This window comes from Pseudoflavonifractor sp. HCP28S3_F10, from assembly GCF_052065415.1.
Taxonomy (GTDB): Bacteria; Bacillota; Clostridia; order Oscillospirales; family Oscillospiraceae; genus Pseudoflavonifractor_A.
The window spans coordinates 97521-119611 of record NZ_JBQHUB010000004.1 but is presented as its reverse complement, the minus strand read 5'-3'; the positions used below and the strand labels follow the sequence as shown (position 1 = coordinate 119611).

The 22091-nt window shown below is 64.3% G+C and carries 26 protein-coding genes and 1 riboswitch; of the genes, 6 read left to right on the top strand and 20 right to left on the bottom strand.

What is annotated here, in order from left to right:
• From ACTNBZ_RS03530 to rbr, 3 genes are all read right to left on the bottom strand, one after another.
• Entirely contained in the window at window positions 1-846 is an 846-nt protein-coding gene (locus ACTNBZ_RS03530; RefSeq protein WP_441208320.1) for an amino acid ABC transporter permease, read from the bottom strand.
• A gap of 118 nt (window positions 847-964) precedes the next feature.
• Window positions 965-1870 (bottom strand): transporter substrate-binding domain-containing protein, encoded by a 906-nt coding sequence (locus tag ACTNBZ_RS03525; RefSeq protein ID WP_441208318.1) that lies wholly within the window; start codon window positions 1868-1870, stop codon window positions 965-967.
• 129 nt (window positions 1871-1999) lie between these two features.
• Window positions 2000-2173: riboswitch (Lysine riboswitch) on the bottom strand.
• 251 nt (window positions 2174-2424) lie between these two features.
• The gene (rbr, locus tag ACTNBZ_RS03520; protein ID WP_441208316.1) at window positions 2425-3036 is read right to left on the bottom strand and encodes a rubrerythrin; all 612 of its coding nucleotides are present in this window, start codon (window positions 3034-3036) and stop codon (window positions 2425-2427) included.
• 257 nt (window positions 3037-3293) lie between these two features.
• On the opposite strand from rbr, the gene ACTNBZ_RS03515 reads away from it, so the two are divergent.
• Both ACTNBZ_RS03515 and ACTNBZ_RS03510 read left to right on the top strand, forming a co-directional pair.
• Window positions 3294-3491 (top strand): hypothetical protein, encoded by a 198-nt coding sequence (locus ACTNBZ_RS03515; RefSeq protein ID WP_441208314.1) that lies wholly within the window; start codon window positions 3294-3296, stop codon window positions 3489-3491.
• A 125-nt stretch (window positions 3492-3616) separates the two neighbouring features.
• Window positions 3617-4882, top strand: a complete 1266-nt coding sequence (locus ACTNBZ_RS03510) for a putative DNA modification/repair radical SAM protein (protein WP_441208312.1) — start codon at window positions 3617-3619, stop codon at window positions 4880-4882.
• Between the two features lie 45 nt (window positions 4883-4927).
• Here ACTNBZ_RS03510 and ACTNBZ_RS03505 read toward each other — a convergent pair whose 3' ends face one another.
• Window positions 4928-5782 carry an epoxyqueuosine reductase gene (locus tag ACTNBZ_RS03505; protein ID WP_441208311.1) on the bottom strand — a complete coding sequence of 285 codons (855 nt, stop codon included), beginning with the start codon at window positions 5780-5782 and terminating at the stop codon, window positions 4928-4930.
• Window positions 5769-7289: a Mur ligase family protein gene (locus ACTNBZ_RS03500; protein WP_441208308.1), complete on the bottom strand. Its 1521-nt coding sequence runs from the start codon at window positions 7287-7289 to the stop codon at window positions 5769-5771. Before ACTNBZ_RS03500 ends, ACTNBZ_RS03505 begins: the two co-directional genes overlap by 14 nt.
• Before the next feature lie 124 nt (window positions 7290-7413).
• Here ACTNBZ_RS03500 and ACTNBZ_RS03495 point away from each other — a divergent pair, with 124 nt between their 5' ends.
• Window positions 7414-8217 carry a TIGR03915 family putative DNA repair protein gene (locus ACTNBZ_RS03495; RefSeq protein ID WP_441208306.1) on the top strand — a complete coding sequence of 268 codons (804 nt, stop codon included), beginning with the start codon at window positions 7414-7416 and terminating at the stop codon, window positions 8215-8217.
• Window positions 8218-8274: 57 nt separating this feature from the next.
• Here the strand turns inward: ACTNBZ_RS03495 and ACTNBZ_RS03490 are convergent, their stop codons facing one another.
• From ACTNBZ_RS03490 to ACTNBZ_RS03430, 13 genes are all read right to left on the bottom strand, one after another.
• Window positions 8275-8715, bottom strand: a complete 441-nt coding sequence (locus ACTNBZ_RS03490) for a hypothetical protein (protein ID WP_441208304.1) — start codon at window positions 8713-8715, stop codon at window positions 8275-8277.
• Window positions 8716-8727: 12 nt separating this feature from the next.
• Window positions 8728-9795, bottom strand: coding sequence for a type IV pilus twitching motility protein PilT (locus ACTNBZ_RS03485; protein ID WP_441208302.1), 1068 nt, complete (start codon window positions 9793-9795; stop codon window positions 8728-8730).
• Window positions 9796-9832: 37 nt separating this feature from the next.
• Window positions 9833-10228, bottom strand: a complete 396-nt coding sequence (locus ACTNBZ_RS03480; RefSeq protein WP_441208300.1) for a hypothetical protein — start codon at window positions 10226-10228, stop codon at window positions 9833-9835.
• Window positions 10225-10575: a hypothetical protein gene (locus ACTNBZ_RS03475; RefSeq protein WP_441208298.1), complete on the bottom strand. Its 351-nt coding sequence runs from the start codon at window positions 10573-10575 to the stop codon at window positions 10225-10227. Before ACTNBZ_RS03475 ends, ACTNBZ_RS03480 begins: the two co-directional genes overlap by 4 nt.
• On the bottom strand, window positions 10572-11057 hold the full coding sequence (locus ACTNBZ_RS03470) for a DUF4860 domain-containing protein (protein ID WP_441208297.1): 486 nt from the start codon (window positions 11055-11057) through the stop codon (window positions 10572-10574). Before ACTNBZ_RS03470 ends, ACTNBZ_RS03475 begins: the two co-directional genes overlap by 4 nt.
• 17 nt (window positions 11058-11074) lie before the next feature.
• Window positions 11075-11401, bottom strand: a complete 327-nt coding sequence (locus ACTNBZ_RS03465) for a hypothetical protein (protein WP_441208296.1) — start codon at window positions 11399-11401, stop codon at window positions 11075-11077.
• A 21-nt stretch (window positions 11402-11422) separates the two neighbouring features.
• Entirely contained in the window at window positions 11423-12475 is a 1053-nt protein-coding gene (locus ACTNBZ_RS03460; protein ID WP_441208294.1) for a type II secretion system F family protein, read from the bottom strand.
• Window positions 12465-13379 (bottom strand): transglutaminase-like domain-containing protein, encoded by a 915-nt coding sequence (locus ACTNBZ_RS03455; protein ID WP_441208292.1) that lies wholly within the window; start codon window positions 13377-13379, stop codon window positions 12465-12467. The genes ACTNBZ_RS03460 and ACTNBZ_RS03455 overlap by 11 nt, the downstream gene beginning before the upstream one ends.
• Entirely contained in the window at window positions 13376-14152 is a 777-nt protein-coding gene (locus tag ACTNBZ_RS03450) for a sortase (protein ID WP_441208290.1), read from the bottom strand. The genes ACTNBZ_RS03455 and ACTNBZ_RS03450 overlap by 4 nt, the downstream gene beginning before the upstream one ends.
• Window positions 14153-14166: 14 nt before the next feature.
• Complete coding sequence (locus tag ACTNBZ_RS03445; protein ID WP_441208288.1) at window positions 14167-15381, bottom strand: BTAD domain-containing putative transcriptional regulator; 1215 nt, start codon at window positions 15379-15381, stop codon at window positions 14167-14169.
• Window positions 15382-15613: 232 nt separating this feature from the next.
• Window positions 15614-16231: a TatD family nuclease-associated radical SAM protein gene (locus ACTNBZ_RS03440; RefSeq protein ID WP_441208286.1), complete on the bottom strand. Its 618-nt coding sequence runs from the start codon at window positions 16229-16231 to the stop codon at window positions 15614-15616.
• Window positions 16232-16246: 15 nt separating this feature from the next.
• Window positions 16247-17017: a TatD family hydrolase gene (locus ACTNBZ_RS03435; RefSeq protein ID WP_441208284.1), complete on the bottom strand. Its 771-nt coding sequence runs from the start codon at window positions 17015-17017 to the stop codon at window positions 16247-16249.
• A gap of 130 nt (window positions 17018-17147) precedes the next feature.
• On the bottom strand, window positions 17148-18092 hold the full coding sequence (locus ACTNBZ_RS03430; protein ID WP_441208283.1) for a 2-hydroxyacid dehydrogenase: 945 nt from the start codon (window positions 18090-18092) through the stop codon (window positions 17148-17150).
• 416 nt (window positions 18093-18508) lie between these two features.
• On the opposite strand from ACTNBZ_RS03430, the gene ACTNBZ_RS03425 reads away from it, so the two are divergent.
• The 3 genes from ACTNBZ_RS03425 (at window position 18509) to ACTNBZ_RS03415 (ending at window position 20053) form a co-directional block, all read left to right on the top strand.
• Window positions 18509-18751, top strand: coding sequence for a hypothetical protein (locus tag ACTNBZ_RS03425; RefSeq protein ID WP_441208282.1), 243 nt, complete (start codon window positions 18509-18511; stop codon window positions 18749-18751).
• A gap of 102 nt (window positions 18752-18853) precedes the next feature.
• Window positions 18854-19546, top strand: coding sequence for a VanR-ABDEGLN family response regulator transcription factor (gene vanR / locus ACTNBZ_RS03420; protein ID WP_441208281.1), 693 nt, complete (start codon window positions 18854-18856; stop codon window positions 19544-19546).
• A 78-nt stretch (window positions 19547-19624) separates the two neighbouring features.
• Window positions 19625-20053 (top strand): CBS domain-containing protein, encoded by a 429-nt coding sequence (locus tag ACTNBZ_RS03415; RefSeq protein ID WP_441208280.1) that lies wholly within the window; start codon window positions 19625-19627, stop codon window positions 20051-20053.
• A 13-nt stretch (window positions 20054-20066) separates the two neighbouring features.
• Here ACTNBZ_RS03415 and ACTNBZ_RS03410 read toward each other — a convergent pair whose 3' ends face one another.
• Window positions 20067-20723 (bottom strand): nucleotidyltransferase domain-containing protein, encoded by a 657-nt coding sequence (locus ACTNBZ_RS03410; protein WP_441208278.1) that lies wholly within the window; start codon window positions 20721-20723, stop codon window positions 20067-20069.
• A gap of 274 nt (window positions 20724-20997) precedes the next feature.
• Window positions 20998-22044 carry a M42 family metallopeptidase gene (locus ACTNBZ_RS03405; protein WP_441208276.1) on the bottom strand — a complete coding sequence of 349 codons (1047 nt, stop codon included), beginning with the start codon at window positions 22042-22044 and terminating at the stop codon, window positions 20998-21000.
• Window positions 22045-22091: the final 47 nt, after the last annotated feature.

The following is a 22091-nucleotide window of genomic DNA, read 5'->3' as shown; positions in this document are numbered from 1 at the left end:
TTACTTCCCCCTCTCCTCTTCCAGATTGCGCTCCAGCACGTCCTCCGCCTTTCCGGGGTGGGTATAGGTGCCGGCAGTCATGGTCAGGGCGTCGGTCTGCACCAGCTCATAGCTGTCCGCGCCGTCCATCCGGCGCTCCACCCACCGCAGCAGGAAGGAGGCGGTGAGGGTCATGGTCAGGTATCCGATCATCTCGATGGCCGCGGAGGGGAAGTACATGTTGTTCACACCCACGATGTAGCGGTGGGCGGCGAAGAACTCGGTGAACATGATGATAAACATGACCGAGGTGTCCTTCACGTTGATGATGAAGTTATTGCCGATCTGGGGCATGATGTTGCGCAGGGCCTGGGGCAGGATGACGCTGGTCATGGTCTGCACATGGGTCATGCCGATGGCCTTGGCGCCCTCGGTCTGGCCGGGGTCGATGGAGATGATGCCGCCCCGGACCGACTCGGCCATGTAGGCGCCGGTGTTGATGGACACCACGATGATGGCGGCCACCCAGGTACCGGTGAGGCCGGTGAACTTCAGGGCGTTGTCGGAGAAGTAGGGCAGGCCGTAGTAGATGAACACCGCCTGGAGCACCATGGGCGTGCCGCGGAACACCTCCACATAGACCCGGACCACCACCCGGATGAGCTTGAGCAGGAAGCGCTTGGGCAGGGGATCATTTTTGGTGTAGGGGATCGTGTTCAGGATACCGCAGATGAGGCCGATGATACAGCCGATGACGGTGGCCACCAGGGCCAGGATCAGCGTGTTCCGAATGCCGCCGAGATACATGGGCCAGTATTTGCTCCACAGCAGGACCACGTCCTGACCCAGCTTGACCAGCTTATCCACACTGGCACGCTCCTTTCAGTAAAGATACGGCGACCTCCGGCCCCATTCCGGGGCCGGAGGAAGTCTTGTTGTTCCATGTTGTCACGCTCCGCCTGTTCGCGGCGGCTGTGCGCTTCTTTTACACCTCGGGCTGGATGGAGATGGCCTCGTCCATCAGGGCGTTGAAGTCGTCCTCGGTCATGGTGGACAGAACAGAGTCAATGGCCTCCTTCAGGGCGGTGTTGCCCTTGAGGACGGAAATGCCGATGTTCACGTTCTCGGCCCGCTCCTCCTCGCTGGCGAACTGGAAGTCGCCGTCGGTACCGGAGAAGTTGAGGATGACCAGATTGTCGTCCTTGGCGGCGGCGCCCATGGCGGTGGGCATGTCGGTGCAGATGAAGTCCACGGTGCCGGTCTGCAGGGCCATGATCATGGCGGGGGCGTTGTCAGCGGGGGCCTGGAGCTCGGCGCCCTCGATCTGGGGCAGGCAGGAATCATACCAGATGGTGCCGGACTGGGCGGTGCACTTGCCGCCGGCAAGGTCGGCGATGGAGGCGGCGGAGGCATACTGGCTGTCCTTGGTGGTGACGCAGACGATGGTGGCGTAGTAGTAGGGGCCCGCCATGTCCACTTCCTTCATGCGCTCAGCGGTCATGGACTGGCCGGCGATATTGGCGTCCATGGTCTTGGACTGGACGGCGGGGCACAGAGAGTCCCACGCGCTGGAGACGATCTCCAGCTCCCAGTTGTTGGCCTCGGCGATCTTCTTGGCGATCATCACGTCGTAGCCGTTGGCGTAGGAGCCGGGCATGTTGGAGATGGGCACGGCGCCATTGGAGTCGTCCATCTGGGTCCAGTTATAGGGGGCGTAGGCGCACTCCATACCGACAGTGAACACGCCGTCCTCCACGCCGGTGTAGCTGTCTCCGGCGGGGGCGGCGCTCTGAGCAGGGGCGGAGGGCTGGGCGGCGGTACCGCCGCCGCAGGCGGTCAGGGACAGGCCCATGGTCAGGGCCAGGGCGAGGGCAAGGATGTTCTTCTTCATTGTTGTTTCCTCCAGTTTCAGTTCTGTGATGTCAGCTTTTCTGTGAGCAACAAAAAAGCCACGAACCTCCCTGGTGGAAGCGTTCATGGCGACAACTGCATCTTCTAACCGGTGTCGGATGCCCTTGTGGTCAATGATAGCGCTCCACACAGATCATGTGGCAGTCCGTGAGATCTTCTCCCAACGGCCCAGGCAACCGCCCCCCAGGCAGGGGTACGGCCCTTCGGCGGAAGGCCCTTTCTCCGGCGGGTGCGCTGCCCGAGCTGCCGGATACTGATGCAATTCCGCGCCTCTATCATTGCAGCGGGGACCGTCCCCCGCGACAATGGGTTCTTGGGCGTATTCTAACACGCAAACACAGGGCTGTCAAGCCTGTTTGTCCGCGTCCGGTGTTCGATTCCGTCTTTTGGGCATTTTGATCGGCACTTTTTTCTGTCATTTGTTTTGAATTTCCCGGCGTTATGGATTAAATGCCCGGATTTGCCCCTGTACGCTTTGGCGGATTCCGACAAAAAGCTCCGGTGTCCATCCAAAACGGACACCGGAGCTTTTCGTCATTTTTTCATCTGCCCGGGCGCAAAGGGCGAGAGCTCAAAGCGGATAAAATAGCCCTGGGGATGTCTGCACACGGGGCACATGGCCGGGGCCACCGAGCTCTCCACGATATGGCCGCATTTGAGGCACATCCATTTGATCTCCACGTCGGAGACAAAAAGACGCTCGCTCTCCAGCAATCCTGCAAATTCCCCGAAGCGGTCGCCGTGGATCTTCTCGATGCGGGCGATCTCGGAGAAAATGTGGGACGCCTGGGGAAAGCCCTCCTCCTTGGCCACCTTGGCAAAACCGGTGTAGTCGTGTTCCCACTCCTGATACTCGTTGTGCTGGGCGGCCTTCAGATGCTCCAGCACCGTGGGGTAGAGGTCCACGGGATAGGCGCCGTCCACCTTCAGGTTCTGTCCGCTCAGCCCCTCCAGCTGGTCATAGAACACCTTGGCGTGGGCCTCCTCCTGCCCGGCGGTAAAGGCGAACACCCCCTCGATGACCTGCAGGCCCTGCCTCCGGGCCAGGCCGGCAGCAAAAGTATAGCGGTTGCGGGCCTGGCTCTCCCCGGCAAAGGCCCGCAGCAGGTTCAGCCGGGTCTCGCTCTGGTCAAAGGAAACTGGCATGTAAACTCCTCCCATTTCTTGGATGGCATGAGTATGCCCGCCGGGCGCTCTTTTTATACCCCCACTATCCGGATGCGGACGCCAGACGGCAGATCGCACATATATATTTCCGCATTCTTGTATGATATATCTAAAAAAGAAAGTTCAGTATAAGTTATATTGGTATGATATAGACAAGTCCCCAGAGGATTGGTATCATATAATATACAGACGCACAGCAATAGGATATTCGCCGCCGTGCCGGAAAGGAGAAGGCCATGTTTGATATGAAATACTCGCGCCCCGGCGCCCTCCACGACCTGGCAGAGAAGGAGGCCGGGACCATTATGGGCCGGGATGAGCGCAAGGCCCTGAAACGGGCCGAGGAGGCTGAGCGGGCCTTCCGCCGGTCCAAGGGCTACGAGCCGGACACCTGGTGGGCCCGGCTCTGGCAACGGTTCAAAAAAGAGAAATGAGCGCATACGCTTATGGCAGGAGGCCGCCCGTTGACCGGGCGGCCTCCTTTTATTCCGGTTGACATGTCCCGCCGCGGGTGGTACTATTATAGTACATTTGTTCTATTCTGTTGGGAGGGACCGCCATGGAGCTGATGGACAAGCTGAATATCCTGGCCGACGCCGCCAAGTACGACGCGGCCTGCACCTCCAGCGGGCTCAGCCGGAGCAGCCGCCCCGGCGGTCTGGGCAGCACCATAGCCGCCGGTTGCTGCCATACCTTTTCGGCCGACGGCCGCTGCGTCACGCTGCTCAAGGTCCTGATGACCAACTACTGCGTCTACGACTGCCAGTACTGTGTCAACCGCCGCTCCCACGACACGCCCCGGGCCGCCTTCACCCCACGGGAGCTGTGCGAGCTGACCATCGGGTTCTACCGGCGCAACTATATCGAGGGTCTGTTTCTCTCCTCCGCCGTGATCCGGGACCCGGACTACACCACAGAGCGCATGATCGAGACCCTCTCCCTGCTGCGGCGGGAGTACAATTTCTGGGGCTACATCCACGCCAAGGCCATCCCGGGGGCAGATCCACTGCTCACCCGGCAGCTGGGTCTGCTGGCCGACCGGCTCAGCGTCAACATCGAGCTGCCGTCGGAGCGCAGCCTCTCCCTGCTGGCCCCGGACAAGAAAAAGGGGGCCATCCTCACCCCCATGGCCCAGATCCGGGACGGCATCGCCGCCTCTGCCCACGAGCTCTCCCGGTATAAGCACGCCCCCCGTTTTGCCCCCGCCGGGCAGTCCACCCAGATGATCATCGGCGCCACGCCGGAGAGCGACCGGCACATCCTCACCCTGACTCAGAGCCTCTATGACAAATACCGGCTCAAGCGGGTGTTCTTCTCGGCCTACATGCCGGTGTCGGACAGCAAACTGCTGCCCGCGCCACAGGGCTTTCAGCCCCCGCTGCTGCGGGAGCACCGGCTCTATCAGGCCGACTGGCTGCTGCGGTTCTACCACTTCCGGGCGGCGGAGCTGCTGGACGAGGGGCAGCCCGACTTCGACCTGCGGGTGGACCCCAAGTGCTCTTGGGCCCTGCGGCATATGGAGTTCTTCCCGGTGGAGGTGAACACCGCCGACTACGAGGCCCTGCTCCGGGTGCCCGGCGTGGGAGTGGTCAGCGCCCGGCGCATTCTGGCGGCCCGGAGGAACGGCGCACTCACCTTCGAGGGACTGAAAAAGCTGGGGGTGGTCCTCAAGCGGGCCCAGTACTTTATCACCTGCCGGGGAAAGCCCATGGAGGGCCTGCATGTGAGCCCGGAGGGGGTGCTCCGCCACCTGACCGCCCTGGAGCGGCCCCGGCCGGCCCAGGACGAACCCCGGCAGCTCTCCCTCTTTGAGAGCGCCGGGTAGGCAAAAAGGGAGCCCCGCCCACATGGGCAGAGCTCCCGCTGCGCTCTATTTTTCCGGTTTTCCCTCTCTTCTCTGGAGGGCCAGGTTCCGCCGCAGCACCGCCGGGCCCCGCCAGGCAAAGGCCCGGTCCCCGAACCGCTCCCTGAACTGCCGGTTGGTCAGGCCTTCCACCATATCCGCCGTCAGGGTATGGATCAGGTCCTGCCGGAACTCGGGCAGTGCGGTCTCCATGGCCCCGGCGTTATGGGGGCACACGCTCTGGCACAGGTCGCAGCCCCACGCATAGGGGTGGGAAGCCACCAGGGCAATCTGCTCCTGCGTCAGCTCCCCCTTCTTCTGGGTCAGGTGGGAGAGGCATTTCTCCGCTTCGAAGGTCCCGCCCCTCAGCGCCCCGCCGGGACAGGCCGCCGCGCACCTGCCGCAGTCCATACAGCCGGGACTGGGCCGGGACTGGGGCAGGTCCAGGGGCAGGTCGGTGAGGATGGTGCCCAGAAAGAGCCAGGAGCCGTAGGGGGGCAGGATGACCAGCCCGTTCCGGCCTATCATCCCCAGCCCGGAGAGCCGGGCGGCCTCCCGCTCGGGCAGGGGGGAGCTGTCGGTCCCCGGCACGAACCGGTACTCCGGGTGTTTTTCCCGCAGCGTATCACACACCGTATTCAGCCGCCGGGTCAAAACCAGATGGTAGTCCCGCCCCCGGGCGTAGAGGGAGAGGTTGCCGGGCATCTGCCCCGCGTAGTAGGAGAAGGCCGCCGTCAGTACGCTCCTGGCGCCGGGGCACAGCTCCTCGGCCCGCTGCCGGGCGCTGCCGTCCATGCCGGCGGCCAGGGTCTCATAGGGCACGCAGCCCCACCCCGCCGCCCCGGCGGCGGCGAAGAGGCCGCCCAGCTCAGCGGCCGTCATAGCGCTCCAGGGCCCGCCGGGCCAGCAGCCCGTCAGGGACGCAGGGCTCCGGGCCGTTTTTCCGCTTCTGGGTCATATCGCATCCCTTGCCCGCCAGCACCACCACGCCGGGGACGGCGCTGTCCAGGATGGCCCGGAACACGGCCTCCTCCCGGTCGGGAATGATCTCCGCCTCCTTGCCCCAGGGGGCGATATGGCTTTGGATCTCGGCACAGATATCGGCCACCTCCTCGGGGCCGGGGTCGTCCTCGGTAAGGAGGATGCGGTCGGCCAGGGCGCCGGCCGCCCGGCCCATGCCCGCGCGGCGGTCAATGGCCTTGCCGCCGGTGCAGCCGAAGAGGACGGTGAGGGTCCGGCCGGGGTACTCCGCCCGGGCCGAACGGAGCAGGGCCTCCAGGCTCATGCCGTTGTGGGCGTAGTCCACGATGACTGAGAGCTGCCCATCGGCAGAGGAATAGTGCTCCATCCGGCCGGGCACCGCCGCCCGGGCCAGCCCCGCCGCCACGGCGCCCTCCGGGACGCCGTACACCTCGGCCACGGCGGCGGCGGCCAGGGCGTTCTCCACGTTGAAAAGCCCCGGCATGCCCAGCACCATGTCCCGCTCATAGCGGGGGGTGCGCAGACGGAAGCGGATGCCGTCCCCCTCCTTGCGGATGTCCGAGGCGTACACATCGGCCGCCGGGTCTGCCCGGGAGAAGGTGAGCACCCGGGGGCAGACCTCCGCCGAGCGCCGTATATCCTCCGCGTGGTCGCAGTCCAGATTGACGCAGGCCGTCTCCGCCTGCCGGAAGATGAGCAGCTTGGAGGCAAAATAGTCCGCCCAGTCGGGGTGCTCGATGGGGGAGATGTGGTCCTCGCCGATGTTGAGGAACACGGCGCAGGAGAGGTCCACCCCGATGACCCGGCCGTACTTCAGGGCCTGGCTGGAAAACTCCATGGTCACATAGTCGGCTCCCGCCGTCACCGCGTTGAGCAGATGCCGCTGCAGGTCCAGGGGCTCCGGCGTGGTCAGCCTGGCGGGGCGGCGCTCCAGCCCGTCGTCGGTAATGATGGTGGAGAGGATGGCAGTCTCCCGCCAGCCCTCTTCCGCGCGCCAGGCGTCCAGGATGGACTTGATGTAGTAGGCCGCGGTGGTCTTGCCCTTGGTGCCGGTGATACCCGTGACCTTCAGCGCCCCGGAGGGATGGCCGTAGGCCAGGTCGGCCAGCAGGCCCATGGCCCGGCGGATATCGCTCACCCGGATGCAGGGGACCGCCCCCCCCTCCGCGTAGGGCCGCTCGCTCACATAGGCGAAGGCCCCGGAGCGGACGGCGTCCGCCAGGTACTGCCCCTTGAAGGCCGCACCCTTGCACAGAAAGAGGGTGCCGGGCACCACCCGCTTGGAGTCGCAGGATACCAGGGCCACCGGCGCCGTCAGGTCGGCGGACAGGGGCTTGTCCTCGGCCAGCAGGCCGTGGCGGAGCAGAAGCTGATAGTAGTCGCCCAGAGTCAGGACGGGTCGTTCCATATCGGTCACCACCAGAAAAAGTTCGATCCGGGCGGGGAGGTTCCCCGCCGCTGTAAGGTTATATTTTATCATATCCGGGCCGGAAAAGGAAGATACCCCGGCCCCCGCCGAAAGGAGAGTCCTTATGCCCTGGACCCAGGTCTCCTACTGTTATGACGGCAGCTTTGCCGGGTTCCTCACCTGCGTTTTTGAGAGCTATGTCCACCGGGAGGCTCCCGCCGCCTTCTCCACCCCCGCCGACCCCCGCCTTTCCCTCTGGCCCGAGCGAAACGTGGAGACCGACGAGGCCCACGCCAAACGGGTATACGCCTCCCTGGCCAACAAGATCTCCCCCGCCGCACGGCAGTTGGTGGTCCGGGGATTCCTCACCTGCCTGCCCGACCAGGAGTTCCACCTGTGGCGGTTCATTCAATACGGTTATGCGCGGGGGAGCGCCGTCACCGCCGACCTGACCGACAGCCGGGTCCTCACGCTGTACCGGGCGGTGCGGCACCTGGAGGGGGAGGCCCATCTGCTCAAGGGCTTTCTCCGCTTCTCGGAGCAGGAGGGGGTGCTCATCGGCGAGATCGAGCCCAAAAACCGGGTACTCCCCCTGCTGCGCCCTCATTTCTGCACCCGCTACGCCGGGGAGGCCTTTCTCATCTACGACCGCACCCACCGGGAGGCCCTGTTCCACCGGCCGGGGGACTGGGCCATCGTCCCGCTGGAGGACTTCCGCGCCGCGGCGCCGGGGGAGGAGGAGCGTGCCTACCGGGCCCTGTGGCGCCGCTTTTATGACACCATCGCCATCGAGGGGCGCTATAATCCCAAATGCCGCATGACCCATATGCCCAAGCGATACTGGGGGACCATGACCGAATTCCAGACCGATCCCCCGCCGGAGAGCGGCGCCCTGCCCCGCCCGGTCAGGAGGGATCCCCTGCATTAGTGCGCAAAAAGGGGGCGTACCGCTTTTACAGCGCGCCCCCTTTTATGGTATCCCCTCTTACACCGGGTGGGAAAAGAGCCGGTGATCCAGGAGCTTGATGAGCTCCAGCACGCTGACATACTCCTGCCTGGTGCCGTCCGGCCACTCCACAAAGCCCTGCCAGGTGGTGCTGCGGCGGGTAATGACGTAGAGCGAAAAGGTGGCCACCTCTCCCCGGCAGGCCTCCACCTCCTCCTTGGTCATGCCGCTGTCCAGATCGGCGGCCACAGGCAGGGGCGCATCCGGGTTTTTCACAAAGCTTCGGGTCCGCTCAAAGGCCTGGGGAAAGTTCTGCCGGTTGAGCACCTCCTCCACCTGGAGCAGCAGATCCCCCAGGTCGCCGAAGGTGATGGGAGCCGTCAGGCGGCGGCTCACCACCCGGCCCCGGATGCTTCCGGCCTCCAGGCTGTCCACACACACCCGCAGGGCAGCGTCATAGTGATTCATTTTTGCTGGCATAACTATCTCTCCTCATTCTCCGGCCGCGCTCAGCCGTCTGTGCAGCCAGTCGCTGTTCACGCTGTGCCGCAGGGCCTCCTCCCGGGAGATTCGCCCCTTCCGGACCAGGTCCAGCAGGCTCTGGTCCATGGTGCCCATCCCCTCGGCGGCCGACTGGGCGATCACATTGTCGATCTGGTGGGTCTTGGCCTCCCGGATCATATTGCGGACGGCGCTGTTGACCGACATCACTTCAAAAGCCGGGGTCAGCTCTCCCTCCACCGTGGTCACCAGCTGCTGGGACACCACACCCTCCAGCACCATGGAGAGCTGGACCCGGATCTGCCCCTGCTGCTCCGGGGGGAAGGAGTCCACGATGCGGTCGATGGTATTGGACGCGCCCACCGTGTGGAGGGTGGAGATCACCAGATGGCCCGTCTCGGCGGCGGTGACGGCGGCACGGATGGTGTCCGCGTCCCGCATCTCTCCCACCAGAATGATGTCGGGCGCCTCCCGCAGGGCGGCCCGGAGGGCGGCGTCGTAGGAGCAGGTGTCGGTGAACAGCTCCCGCTGGGTCACCACGCTCTTCTTGTGCTGGTGCAGGTACTCGATGGGGTCCTCGATGGTGATGATGTGCCGGTTGCGGCTGGAATTCACCGCGTCCACGATACAGGCCAGGGTGGTGGTCTTTCCGCTGCCCGCCGGGCCGGTGAAGAGTACCAGGCCCCGGCTGTACCCGGCGAAGGCCATCACCCGGTCGGGGATGCCCAACGCCCGGCGGTCGGGCAGCTCAAAGGACACCACCCGGATCACCAGCCCCAGGCTGCCCCGCTGCTTCAGGGCGTTGACCCGGAACCGGGACAGCCCCCGCACCGCGAAGGAGAAGTCGTCATCCCCCTGCTCCAGCAGGGCGGACATGCTCCGCTCCCCCGCCATATGGTAGAGTTCCTCCGCCAGAGCCTGGGTATCCGGCGGCAGCAGCCGCTCCCCCTCCCGGCGGATGAGCCCGTTGATTTTATAGGCTGCCGGCATACCGGCGATAATCAGGACGTCGGAGGCCGACCGGCGGACGGCCTCCTCCAGGATCTCCCGGATCGTCATGGCGTTCTTCCCTTCCTTGTCTATGGATGCTGCCGCTCTATCCGGGCCGTTCACCGTCCCACAGCTCCGGGCCCTGGGCCGGTTCGCTCTCCTCCGCCCGGGAGACCGTCTCCCAGGCCCGGATCTGGGGCCTGCCTCCGCTGTTTCGGGTCAGCCGGAGATGGAGCTCCTGGCGGTCCCCCACGGGGAAGTATTCCTCCAGCTCCGCCTGATCCCCGGCAGCAAAGGCGGCATAGCGCCGGGCGGCCGCCGCGTCGGCGGCGTAATAGGCCTTCACCGTCTCGGCGTTGATCCGGGAGAGGGCCAGATCGGCCCGGGCGGAGGAGAGCGTCAGCGCCGCGAAAATGGACAGGGTGAGCGCCAGCAGCACGGTAATAACAGTGATCACACCCACCCCCAGGGGGGAGGACGCCTGTTCGCTGCGTTTCATCATCCTGTCGCCTCCCCGGCCGGGGTGCAGGGCCACGCTGTCTCCAGCGTGTATACCGTCCGTCCCTGGCAAAGCACCCGGATCTCCATGGAGGTCACGCCGTCGGCCTCTTTCGTTTCATGACAGATCTCATAGCCCTCCGGCGGCTCCGGCAGGGCCGCGCCGGTCCGGGCCGCCTCGGCGGCAGACTGGGCCAGATAGACCGCCTGGGTCAGGCGGCCGCTCTCCCGGCTCAGGTCGTGGGCCCGCACCAGAAGTCCCACGCACACGGCGGCGCACAGGGCGAATACAAACAGATCCAGTACCAGCTCCAGCAAAAAGAGGTTGGCTCTGGGGGCGCCCCGGCTCATACCCTCACCTCCCCGGTCTTTTCCAGCCCGGTCCGCGGGGCGACGCAGACGGAATAGCGCTCCCCGCCGTACACCGCGGTAACGGTAAGCAATTCTCCCTCCGCCGTCAGCTCCAGACCGTCCAGCGGCAGAATGGGCACACCGTCCTCCGGTCCCAGACCGGTGCCGCGCTCGGCATAGAGCTCACAGAGCTGCCCGCCGAACACGTAGAGAACAGTATGGCAATCGCTCCCCGACTCGTCCAGGTCCAGGGCGGGCACGCCGCCGAAGGTCCCGGCCTTCACCCGCTGGGCCCGGCGGACCTGATTGATCACATAGGACAGGGCGGTCCGCTGGGTATCATGCGCCTCGGCTGCGGCCGCCACCCCCCGGTAGACTCCGCTGCCCATCAGGGTGATTCCCATGGCCAGCAGGAAAAAAAGGGAGCACAGGGCGGCTGTCAGCGCCGAGCGCAGGCTCCGGCCCGTACCGAATCGTTTCATAGCCGGTCCCTCTCCTCTCATCTTCCGTTCCCGTCCCGGAGCAGGACCGTGACGTCGGGCGCCAGGTTGGAGGCGATATACTGGTAGTCCACAAAAAAACGCTCCTCATCCACCGTCACGCCGTACCGCTCCTTCAGGTGCCCCAGCCCGGTGGGATAGGCCCCCTCCAGAGCGTAGCACTGCACCGCGGCCCGGCGGATGGACTGCCGGGTGAGCTCCAGGCTCTCCTGCCCGGCCCGCCGTTCCAGACTCCGGGCCGCCAGCAAAAGGACTGACAGCAAAAGGCACAGCCAGAGTGCCGGCAGGAGCCAGCGCCGCAGTGCCGGATATCCCCGTTGGAACAAGGAACCACACCTCCAGACAGGTCAGCCGCCGATGGCGGAGAGCGCCCCCATCAGCGGCAGCATCACCGACAGGAGCACCAGACCCACCGCGGCGCACAGGACGGCGATAAGCCCATACTCAAAGCGGCCCAGCAGCGCAGAGAGTGTCTCGTCCGCTTCTTCCTGGCAGCGGACGGCCAGCTCCTCCATAGCCCGCTCGGACACCCCCGTCCGGAAACCGGCGCTGAGGATGCCGGCCTGCAGTCCGGAAAAGATGCCGCACGCCTCCGCCGCGGCGGGGAAGGGAGTCCCCCGCTCCATCTCCTCCCGGCACCGTTCCAGCGCCGGAGAAAGACCGCCGGAGCGCAGCAGGGCGCAGCAGCGGTCCATGGCCTCGTCCAGCGGCAGTCCGCTGGAGAGCATCAGGGCCATGGCCGAGGCAAACCGGCCCCGGTCCACCGCCCGGGCCGGCGCGGTGCGGCCCAGGATCCGGACCAGAGCGGCCCGCCCACGGGCGGTACGGCAGAGCCACAGGGCGCAGGCCGCACAGAGCAGCAGCGCCGCCCCAAAGGCCCACGCCGCCCACCGTCCGGCACTGCCCAGGGCCAGCAGGCCCCGGGCAGCCGGGGAAAGGCTCATGCCCAGCTGGCCCAGCACCTGCCGGAACACAGGCAATACCCGGGATACCAGTACGAGAAAGACCGCCGCGATGAGGGCGGCCATCACCGCCGGGTAGGTAATGGCCCGGCGCAGGCTGCGTCGGGTGTCGGCCTCCCGCCGGTAGTAGTCGGACAGGGCGGAGAGCACCTGCTCCAGCCGGCCGGATACCTGGCCGATCTCCACCATGCGCAGCATATAACCGGGAAACACCCCCGCCCCCTCCAGCGCCCGGGAGAGGGACTCGCCCTCCGTCAGCGCCTGATGCACTCCGGTCAGCAGGTTTTTCTCCTCCGGCGTGCGGGCGTCGCCTGCCAGGATGCCCACGCTCTCCTCCGAGCCGATGCCCGCGTGGAGCATCAGCGAGAGCTGCAGGCAGAACACCGACAGCTCTTCCGCCCCCAGGGGGCGCTTCTTCTCACGCCTCTCAGTAGGCATACTTCTGCACATAGTTGGAGGGGGTGGTGACGTATTTCATGATACTGCTGCACCCCTTGCCGGTGGATACGAAGGTGGGATCCATCAGCGTCCAGTTCTTGCCGTCAAAATAGATGACCTTGTCCACCCAGCCCACGCCGTCGATATAGGCGTTGATCCAGGCGTGGTACACCGATCCGGCATACCCCACCACCAGCTTGCACGGGATCTCCTGGGAGCGGAGCATGGAGGCCATCACAGAGGCGTAGTCAAAGCAGATGCCCTTTTGGGCGGCGAGCACCTTGTCCACGTCGGGCAGATAGCCCACCGGAGGGTTCTTGGCCAGCTCATAGTCGTAGGTAAAGTTCTTGGTGACCCAGGTGAAGATGGCCTGGATCTTGTCCAGGTCAGTGGCGGCGTCCTTCACGATCTCGGCCGCTTTGGCCACCGTGGCCGAATCCTCGCTGAAGTTCACATACTGGTTGGGGTAGAGGAAGGGCAGGAAGGGGTCCCGCAGCTTGAGCGTCACGGAGGTACTGTAGGCCTGGGCGTACCTGGTGCCGCTGATGTTCTCAAATACCCGCACATTGTAGGTCCCGTCCCCCTCGGTCAGGGGGAAGGTCTCATAATTCCCGGCGTTGTTCAGGTTATAGGTGTAGGTGGTGCCTCCGCTCTTGCCGATCTGCACCTTGATGCGCACCTGCCTGCCGCCGGTGTACTTGACCATCACAAAGCCCTCGGACAGGTTGGAGATGTCCACTGCCGCCTTGCCGTTTGAGTTGACGGTGACGCCGCTCTGGACCGCGGCTCTGGTGGGAACGGCGGCGGCTCCGGCATGGGGCAGAAAGGCCGCCGCGGCCACGCCGGCCGTCACGGCCAGGATCAAACACACGGCCCCGGCACGGCTTCTCAGGATATGTCTCATGGTGTTACCTCCTCACTTGGAATGGGGGATGGGTCTGCCGTGCCGATGTCCAGCCAGGCGGGATAGTCGTAATCCGCGTCATAGGGCAGAATGTCCACCTGACGGGCCCGGACCACGTACCGGTGGTCGGCCACGCCGATGGGGGTGCAGGTGGTCAGGGTCAGGCAGGAAAACCCCTGGCAGTAGATGACGCTCCAGTCGTCCGCCTCCACAATGCGGGTCTGATCCCATACGTACTGGTAGATATGTTCTTCGTCGGTCAGGTAAAGGCAGTCGCCGGGACCGATGGTGTGCAGGTAATAAAAGGGCACGTCATCGGTGATCTTTCCGCCCCGGATCCAGTTGCGGTGGCCCGCGATGGAGACGTTGCCTCCCGTCTCACCGGGGAGCTGGGCGTAATCGTAAAGTCCCTCGCCCTGGAGCAGGGTCTTTTCATCCACCCCGTCCAGCACCGGCACGTCCACCTCCAGCTTGGGGATGATGAGGCGCATGCTGCCGCTCCTATAGTTCTTCCGGGCTTCGGTGATAAAAACCCGGTCCTGGGGCAGCCCGCCGTCATCGGCCTCGGGCCAGGGCATGGGGGTAGGCTCGGGTGTGGCCGTGGGCGCAGCCGCCGGGGCCGCAGTCGGGGACACGGCGGACGGAGCGGGGGTATAGCGGGGGGCGGGCAGCTCCCCAGCGGGTCCGCCTTGCCGTGAGAGCAGGACGGCCGCCGCCAGGGCCGCGGCCGCCAGCGCGAAGCAGAGTCCGGCCAGCGCGGTTCGTCTCTTCATGGTCCGGGCTCCTCTCAGGCAAGCTCCAGCTCCCGCACACGGTAGGAGAGCTTGAGATAGTTCCGGCGGTGCTGGCGGTAAAACGCGGTCATGATGCGCTCCATAACCATGTTGGCGTCCTCAAAGTTGGCCGAGGGCAGCATGATGACATACTGGGCACCGCTGTAGCGGGAGATCACATCGCCCCGGCGCAGTCCGTGGATGAGCACCTGGAGGAGCTGGTCCATGGTGTTGTTCAGGGCCCCCAGTTCAGGCATGCCGCCGCTGGGCAGGGAGACCGTGACCAGCGCGATATGGACGCAGGTCCCGCTGCGGGCCGCCCGGCGGGCCTCCAGCCGGTATGCCTCCCGGAAAAAGCCGTACTCGCATACGAAGGCTCCCGGCCGGACCGCCGTCTCCTTCAGGCTCTGCTGAATGACAGCCAGGTCGGTCTCCAGGCTCTTCTCCGTATCCATGATCTGGCGGTACAGCTCCCGCAGCTCGTCGGACGGGGCCACGCCCAGGCTCTGGTAGAGCAGATCGGTGACCTGCTCATACCGCTCCAGAGCGGCGGCGTCCTTGCCCTGCTTCACCAGAGAGCGTATCACCAGGATGTGCAGGCTCTCGTCCAGAGTATCCAGCTCACTGGCCCGGCTGCACAGGGCGTACATCTCCTCAAAGCAGCCGTACCGCTCCAGCAGGGCGGCATATTGTTTCACCGCCTTCACGTAGATGGAGTGGTACCGGGCGGCCAGGGGGACCACCCACAGGTTGCTGCTCTGCCTGGGCAGGAAATCCCCCTCATAGAGATCCGCGGCCTCTTTATAGAGGGCCATCCGGTCCCCGTCACTGAGCCCCTCCTCCCGGGCCCGGGTACACAGCTCCTCAAAGCGGTCGGTGTCCAGCCGGCACGCGATGGCCCGGTTCCAGGAATAGGAGCCCCGCTGGGACAGGATGGGAGGCAGCGCGCTTGGGAACATGGGCTCCAGAATGGCCCGCACCCGGTAGAGCAGGGTCTTCAGGGCGTTGATGGGATTGTTGCTGTTCTCACCGGGCCAGAAGAGCTCAATGAGCTCCTGCTGGGACACATTCCGGTCCCGGTGCACGATCAGATAGCACAGTACGTTCCACAGCTTCTGGGAGCGATTGATCTCATCCGTCAGGATATTCCCATCCACCTGGAGACTGAAACCGCCCAGCATGGAAACCGACACGGTCATCTGTTCCGGCATGACGGCAGGTCGTTTCATTCCAGTCACCCTCCATTTTCCCGCAGGCTGGGAGCCAGCCGTTAAATCTTAATAAGTATAACATATTTTTCTCTGAATTGGTAGCCTTTTTTTAATTTGTTACCGTACTCCCCGAGGCATATCCCCTGCGCCTCAGCCAAGGCTCCCAGACGGGATATTGCCTCTCCGTTCCGGCCCCCGCAAAGCAGAAAAACCGCCCCGGCGGCAGCCGGGGCGGTTTCCTGTATTTGCTTTAATCCGGAATGTAGGCCCGGACCCTCAGCCGGGCGCCCAGCTCCTCCGCCAGGGCGCGGCATGTTTCGATCTCGGCGGGGCTCTTATCCTTGTCCACCACCGTCATCACCACATGGGGGACGAAGGCGGCGGCCTTCCGGGTGAAGTCCAGCATGGCCTCCCATCCCTTCACCCCGTCCCGGGGCCGGGTAACGGCGCAGTACTCCTCCGCGTTGGAGCCGTTGAGAGAAATGGACAGGGTGTCGATCCGGCCCTTCAGCTCGGGCGTCACATCCCGGCCCTGGATCAGATTGGCATGGCCGTTGGTGTTGATGCGCACCGGGGGCAGGCCGGGAACATGCTCCTTCATCCGGTCCACCAGCCAGAGGATATCGTCCATGCGGAAGGTGGGCTCGCCGAAGCCGCAGAACACCAGCTCCCGGTAAGACGGCAGGTCCCGGCCCAGCAGGTCGGCCAGGGCCTCCTCCCGGCTGGGCTCATGGTCCAGCCACAGGTCATCGGCGTAGATGCTGCCCTTGTGGCCGTTGTGCCGCAGGCAGAACACGCAGGCGCAGTCGCACCGGTTGGTCAGGTTCACGTACAGCGCGCCCTCATATTCATAGGAAATGGTCATCATTTTAAAGATCCCTCCTCAGGAAACAATGCCGAAAAAGCGCTTTCCGTTCTCCGTGGTGGCGCGGGCCACCTCCTCGGGGGTAATGCCCTTGATCCGGGCCACGGTCTCGGCCATGCGGTAGAGGTAGCCCGAGTCGCACCGCTTGCCCCGGAAGGGCTCCGGCGTCATATAGGGGGAGTCGGTCTCCAGCATGATGCGCTCCAGCGGCAGCCATTCCAGCACCTCCAGCGCCCGCCGGGCGTTTTTAAAGGTGATGTTCCCGGTAAAGGAGAGCATCCAGCCCATGTTCACCAGGATCTTCGCCTGCTCCACGCTGCCCGAATAGCAGTGGAACACCCCCCGGACGTTAGGATGGGCCCGGGCGATGTCCAGGCAGTCCTGATGGGCGTCCCGGTCGTGGACGATGGCGGGCAGGTCCAGCTCCTCCGCCAGCTCCAGCTGGGCATGGTAGAGGGCCTTCTCCTTCTCCCGGCCCTCCGCTTCCTTGATCCAGTAGTAGTCCAGGCCGATCTCGCCGATGGCCTTGACCCTGGGGTGCCGGGCCAGGGCCCGGATGGCGTCCAGGTCGGAGGGCCCTATGTCCTCCACCATCTCCGGGTGGATGCCCACCGCGGCGTACACGAAGGGCCAGCGCTCCGCCAGCTCCACAGCAAAGCGGGAACTGGCCAGGTCGCAGCCCGGATTCACCACCAGCTCCACCCCCTTTTCCTTCAGGCCGGAAAGCACTTCATCCCGGTCGGCGTCAAAATGGGAGCTGTCATAGTGGGCATGGGTGTCAAAATACATGGCATGACCTCATGGACGCGGCCGGTTGGCGGCGCCCCTTTCTCCAGTTTTCTTCCTGCATATCATACAATGTTTTCTGCCCAAACGCAAGCCGCCCGGCCCGTGAGGTCCGGGCCGGGCGGCGGTGGGATCAGCAGATCACGTTCTTCTGCTCGCCGTCCAGCCAGGCGCGCAGATTCTCACAGACGGTGACCGCCCGCTTCTCCATGGACTGCTGGGTGGCAAAGGCCACATGGGGCGTGGCAATGACGTTTTTGGCGCTGAGGAGAGGATGGTCCCGGGGCACCGGGGGCTCCATCTCAAACACGTCGATGCCCGCCCCGGCGATGCGGCCCTCGTTGAGGGCGTCGGCCAGGGCCCGGGAATCCACCACGGGCCCCCGGGCGGTGTTGATGAGCAGGGCGGTGGGCTTCATCTGGGCGATGCGCTCGGCGTTGATGAGGCCTCTGGTCTCCGCCGTGGCGGGGACGTGAAGGGAAATGATGTCGCACTCCCTGAGCAGGGTATCCAGGTCCACCTGCTTCACGCCGGGCAGATCCCTGGGTGAGCGGCTGTATCCGTATACCTCACAGCCGAAGGCATTGGCGATGACGGCCACCCGGCTGCCGATGGCGCCCAGGCCCACCACGCCGAACTTCCTGCCCTCCAGTTCAAAGCCCACCAGGCCGGCCTTGGTGCCCTCCTGACGGACGGCGGCGTCACACTCCGCCACCTTCCGGGCCAGGCCGATGACCATGCCGAACACCAGGTCGGCCACCGCCACCGTGGAGTAGCCCGCGCAGTTGGACACATGAATGCCCCGCTCTTTACAGTAGTCGATGTCCACGTGGTCCACGCCGGTGAAGGCCACGTCGATGTATTTCAGATCGGGGCAGTGCTCCATGACCTCCCGGCGGTACTGGAAATTGGAGAGAACCACCGCGTCGGCGTCCTTCGAGCGCCGGATCAGGGTGGGCACGTCCTCCGCCCGGTCATTGTAGGCCACCACCTCCATCCGGCCGCCCACGGCCTCCTCAGCCATGGCCACCAGCTTTTCCTGGGGGATACCCAGGGGTTCCAAAAGCGCCAGTTTCATATCTTATATCTCCTTTTCTGTTCGGGGATAATATTATACCGCGCCGGGAACCGGTCCCGGCGCGGCCATTATAGTCCTTTTGGTCCTTTGTTTCAAGATTTTACCGAAAAACCGCAAATTCTTTCCGGCACCTTTACGCCGCGCCGGACAGCTCCTCCAGCGCCTCCCGCTCGTTGTCGGCCGAGAAGCAGAACCGCCCCGCCTGATCGTATACCTCCACATGTCCGCAGACCCATCGAAACTCGTAATCCATAGAAGACGCTCCTTTCTGTTCCGGTTTACACCCTCAGAATACAGAAAAGAAAGTCCCATAAAACGGACTCTCCCTTTTTCATGGAATTTTAATCTTCTATTCATCACGGTTTTACTCCGAAGGTGATATGATAGGGGCACAAAGAGAAAAGGAGCGATCCATTATGCTGAGTCTTTCGCTTGGAGTGCTGACCCTGATCGCGCTGTGCGTCTGCGGCGTGGTAAGCCTGGTACTGGCCATCGTGGGCGTGCCCCTGGCCATCCTGTTCCATCTGGTGCTGCCCACTGCCGCCCTGCTGTACGGTCTGTTCCTGCTCATCCGGGGGCTGGCCCGCCGGCCCTTCGCGTGGAGTGAGCTGGTGCCCGGCGCCGTGGTGCTGGCCATCTGGTATATCCTGTGGCATTAAGCTGCTGAAATCTGAACATTTTCTTACGATCCGCCCCCCTTCTTGACTTGCCGGCGCCCGTCCGGGTATAATGGCACCGTCTATGGAAAGGGGGCGGACGGCATGGAGTCCAACAATATCCTGGTGGTGGATGACGAACCTGAGATCGCCGATCTGGTGGAGGTCTATCTGCAGAGCGAGGGGTTCCGGGTCTACAAGTGCGCCACCGGCACCCAGGCCCTGGCCGTGGTGGGCTCGGTCCCCCTGGACCTGGCCATTCTGGACGTGATGCTGCCCGACATCTCGGGCTTCACCCTCTGCGGGGAGATCCGGAAGGAGCACCATTTTCCTGTTTTGATGCTCACGGCCAAGGCCGAGGACATGGACAAGATCACCGGCCTTACCATCGGCGCCGACGACTATATGACCAAGCCCTTCAACCCGCTGGAGCTGGTGGCACGGGTCAAGGCCCAGCTCCGCCGGTACACCCGGTATAACGAGACCGACCGCAGCGCCGGCGAGGTCATCGACTTCAACGGCCTGACCATCAACCGCTCCACCCACGAGTGCTGGCTCTACGACGAGCAGCTCGTCCTCACCCCCATCGAGTTCGACATCCTGTGGATGCTCTGCGAGAACCGGGGACAGGTCATCTCGGCGGAGCGGCTGTTCGAGGCGGTGTGGAAGGAAAAATACCTGGACCGCAACAACACCGTCATGGTCCACATCCGCCGCCTGCGGGAGAAAATGCACGAGCCCTCCCGCAATCCCCGCTTCATCAAAACGGTATGGGGCGTGGGCTACAAGATCGACTGATCTTTTTCGATCGTAATGGAATAACCGCCGCCTTTTTGGGGGATACTCAGGTATCTTTCCCGAAAAGGCGGCGGTTTTATGCTGGTACGTGACCTGATGAACTCCAATCTTGTGACCATTGCCCCGGCCGAGAGCGCGGCTCTGGCGGCCCGGCTCCTGTCCCGGTATGACCTGGGCGCTCTTCCGGTGTGCCAGAACGACGGCCGTCTGCGGGGCATCGTCACTGACCGGGACCTGGTGCTCCGCTGTCTGGCCCCCGGCGAGGATCCCAGGCGGCTCCCGGTGGGGGATATCATGACCCGCTCCTGCGCCTGGGTCTCCCCCGGGGCAGAACTCTCCGAGGCGGCGGCAGTGATGGCCTCCGCCCAGGTCCGCCGGCTGCCGGTGGTGGACAACCACAAGGTGGTGGGCATGCTCTCTCTTGGAGACCTGGCCCGCTGCCACAACTGCGACATGGAGGCCGCCGCCGCCCTGGCCGACATCTCTCAGGGCGTCAGGCGGGTGTGATCTGCGGCGGAGGTCAGTCTCTTCCCATCCAGCCCCGGGCCCAGCGGAACAGCCTCCCGGACATCCCCTCAAAATCAACGGCTCCCCCGTGTTTCAGCTTCAGAAACGTCCGGATCACGGCCTGCTCTTCTTCCCCCACTGCGTCCAGCAGCTCCTGCTGGCGGCTGACATATGTTCCGGTCTGCTGGAAGCAGATGGCCTGTATGACAAAGGACGCGGACTTATACAGGCTTCTCAGGATGTCCCCGTTTTTTTCATACAGCATATTATGGACGCAGCCATGATACAGATCGCACACGCCCCGCTTGACGGCCCTCTCCACGGCGGCGCTGTCGATCTGCGCCAGCACCTCGTCCAGACTGCCCCTGATCGCCTTTGTGTCGTGGCAGAATTGGAACAGATCCGCCGTGTCCCAGTGCAGCAGCTCGTTTTTTCCCGCAAGAAAGCCGCAGATCAATTCTCTGTGGGGAAGCGTATCCAGCATCCTGCTATAAGACTGAATATCCGGAACGGTCAATTCATCCAGTATCACCACAAGGTCTATATCGCTTGTTTCAGTGGCCTCGCCCCGGCCATAGCTCCCCTGCAGGCCGGTGAACCACACCCGATCTCCAAAATTTGTATGCAGTTCCCGTAAAAAGAGCTCCATCCAGCCAGTCATATCTATCATTTCATTTGCCTCCGTACAATGATGGTATATCGTCAGGCAGTGGAAAACCATCGCGGACATAAGTGCGTCCGCGATGGTTTTTTATCGTCCTGCTTCTGCCCGCGGCAGTCCATTTTATTTCAACAGCCCGTCCACCCCGGACTCTCCCGTCACAGTAATGCCGTTTACCGCTAGGAGGCCCCGGCGACACCGTCATAGCGGCAGGGCGTTCCCAGCAGGCAGGCGCTGATCAGGACGGCTGGCCGTTCCTTTTGCTCCATCGTTCCCGCTCCTTTTATTCGCCGCGGCAGTCCAGATAGCGGGCGGTCAGCTCCAGGGTGCCCAGCATGGCCTCCAGGTGGGTGCGCTCCATGCCGTGGGAGGCCTGTACGCCCGGTCCGATCAGAGCGGCGGGGGCGTCCAGTCCCGCCTTCCAGGCCACCGCCACATCGGAGGAGTAGTGGGGGTACACATCCAGCACCGCGGGGATGCCGTACTCCCGGGCCAGCGCGGAGAGCTGGGTGACCATATCGTAGTCGAAGGGACCGGCGCTGTCCTTGGCACAGATGGACACGTGGTACTCGTCGCAGCTCAGGTCGGCTCCCACACAGCCCATGTCCACCGCCAGCAGCTCCTCCAGATAGGGGGAGAAGGTGGCGCCGCCGTGACCCTGCTCCTCGTATACCGTGAAGGTGATCTCCAGGTTGCAGCGGGGCCGGGCGCCGGTGTCCCGCAGCCAGCGCAGCAGGGTGAGCAGGATGGCCGAGCTCCCCTTGTCGTCGATGAAGCGGGACTTGAGGAAACCGCTCTCGGTAAAGACGGTCTTGGTGTCAAAGCAGATGTAGTCTCCCACCTCTACCCCCAGGGCCCGCACGTCCCCGTCTGAGGACACCTTCTCGTCAATGCGCACGTACATATTCCCGCAGTCCCGGGGCCGGGTGGCCGTGTCATCAAAGACATGGGCCGCCGGGGAGAGGGAGAGGATGGTTCCGGTGTACACCCGGCCGTCCCGGGTGTAGATGCGGCAGTACTCTCCGTCCAGCGAGGGGAGCACCGGCCCGCCGATCCGGTCGAAGAGCAGTTCTCCCTTGGAGGTGATGGAGCGGACCATCAGGCCCAGGGTGTCCACATGGGCGCACAGGCCCGCCGTCCGCGTCCCGTCCCGGCCGGGGACCAGGATGGTCAGGTTGCCCTTCCGGCTGCGGCGGGTCTCATAGCCCATGCCCCGGGCCAGCCCCTCCGCCGCGTCGGTGGCCCGCCGGGTGAAGCCGGTGGGGCTGTCCGCCGCCATCAGCGTGTGAACATATTCCTTCAGCACGGGAATATAACTCTGAAACTCCATTTGAAATAACTCCTTGTTTGTGTTATCGTACAGGGTACAAACAGACC

What these genes read in the sequence shown, in the direction of transcription:
- ACTNBZ_RS03525 (WP_441208318.1), bottom strand. Translation starts at nt 1,870, where the DNA reads ATGAAGAAGAACATCCTTGCCCTCGCCCTGGCCCTGACCATGGGCCTG.
- rbr (WP_441208316.1), bottom strand. Translation starts at nt 3,036, where the DNA reads ATGCCAGTTTCCTTTGACCAGAGCGAGACCCGGCTGAACCTGCTGCGG.
- ACTNBZ_RS03515 (WP_441208314.1), top strand. Translation starts at nt 3,294, where the DNA reads ATGTTTGATATGAAATACTCGCGCCCCGGCGCCCTCCACGACCTGGCA.
- ACTNBZ_RS03510 (WP_441208312.1), top strand. Translation starts at nt 3,617, where the DNA reads ATGGAGCTGATGGACAAGCTGAATATCCTGGCCGACGCCGCCAAGTAC.
- ACTNBZ_RS03505 (WP_441208311.1), bottom strand. Translation starts at nt 5,782, where the DNA reads ATGACGGCCGCTGAGCTGGGCGGCCTCTTCGCCGCCGCCGGGGCGGCG.
- ACTNBZ_RS03500 (WP_441208308.1), bottom strand. Translation starts at nt 7,289, where the DNA reads ATGGAACGACCCGTCCTGACTCTGGGCGACTACTATCAGCTTCTGCTC.
- ACTNBZ_RS03495 (WP_441208306.1), top strand. Translation starts at nt 7,414, where the DNA reads ATGCCCTGGACCCAGGTCTCCTACTGTTATGACGGCAGCTTTGCCGGG.
- ACTNBZ_RS03490 (WP_441208304.1), bottom strand. Translation starts at nt 8,715, where the DNA reads ATGCCAGCAAAAATGAATCACTATGACGCTGCCCTGCGGGTGTGTGTG.
- ACTNBZ_RS03485 (WP_441208302.1), bottom strand. Translation starts at nt 9,795, where the DNA reads ATGACGATCCGGGAGATCCTGGAGGAGGCCGTCCGCCGGTCGGCCTCC.
- ACTNBZ_RS03480 (WP_441208300.1), bottom strand. Translation starts at nt 10,228, where the DNA reads ATGATGAAACGCAGCGAACAGGCGTCCTCCCCCCTGGGGGTGGGTGTG.
- ACTNBZ_RS03475 (WP_441208298.1), bottom strand. Translation starts at nt 10,575, where the DNA reads ATGAGCCGGGGCGCCCCCAGAGCCAACCTCTTTTTGCTGGAGCTGGTA.
- ACTNBZ_RS03470 (WP_441208297.1), bottom strand. Translation starts at nt 11,057, where the DNA reads ATGAAACGATTCGGTACGGGCCGGAGCCTGCGCTCGGCGCTGACAGCC.
- ACTNBZ_RS03460 (WP_441208294.1), bottom strand. Translation starts at nt 12,475, where the DNA reads ATGCCTACTGAGAGGCGTGAGAAGAAGCGCCCCCTGGGGGCGGAAGAG.
- ACTNBZ_RS03455 (WP_441208292.1), bottom strand. Translation starts at nt 13,379, where the DNA reads ATGAGACATATCCTGAGAAGCCGTGCCGGGGCCGTGTGTTTGATCCTG.
- ACTNBZ_RS03450 (WP_441208290.1), bottom strand. Translation starts at nt 14,152, where the DNA reads ATGAAGAGACGAACCGCGCTGGCCGGACTCTGCTTCGCGCTGGCGGCC.
- ACTNBZ_RS03445 (WP_441208288.1), bottom strand. Translation starts at nt 15,381, where the DNA reads ATGAAACGACCTGCCGTCATGCCGGAACAGATGACCGTGTCGGTTTCC.
- ACTNBZ_RS03440 (WP_441208286.1), bottom strand. Translation starts at nt 16,231, where the DNA reads ATGATGACCATTTCCTATGAATATGAGGGCGCGCTGTACGTGAACCTG.
- ACTNBZ_RS03435 (WP_441208284.1), bottom strand. Translation starts at nt 17,017, where the DNA reads ATGTATTTTGACACCCATGCCCACTATGACAGCTCCCATTTTGACGCC.
- ACTNBZ_RS03430 (WP_441208283.1), bottom strand. Translation starts at nt 18,092, where the DNA reads ATGAAACTGGCGCTTTTGGAACCCCTGGGTATCCCCCAGGAAAAGCTG.
- ACTNBZ_RS03425 (WP_441208282.1), top strand. Translation starts at nt 18,509, where the DNA reads ATGCTGAGTCTTTCGCTTGGAGTGCTGACCCTGATCGCGCTGTGCGTC.
- vanR (WP_441208281.1), top strand. Translation starts at nt 18,854, where the DNA reads ATGGAGTCCAACAATATCCTGGTGGTGGATGACGAACCTGAGATCGCC.
- ACTNBZ_RS03415 (WP_441208280.1), top strand. Translation starts at nt 19,625, where the DNA reads ATGCTGGTACGTGACCTGATGAACTCCAATCTTGTGACCATTGCCCCG.
- ACTNBZ_RS03410 (WP_441208278.1), bottom strand. Translation starts at nt 20,723, where the DNA reads ATGATAGATATGACTGGCTGGATGGAGCTCTTTTTACGGGAACTGCAT.
- ACTNBZ_RS03405 (WP_441208276.1), bottom strand. Translation starts at nt 22,044, where the DNA reads ATGGAGTTTCAGAGTTATATTCCCGTGCTGAAGGAATATGTTCACACG.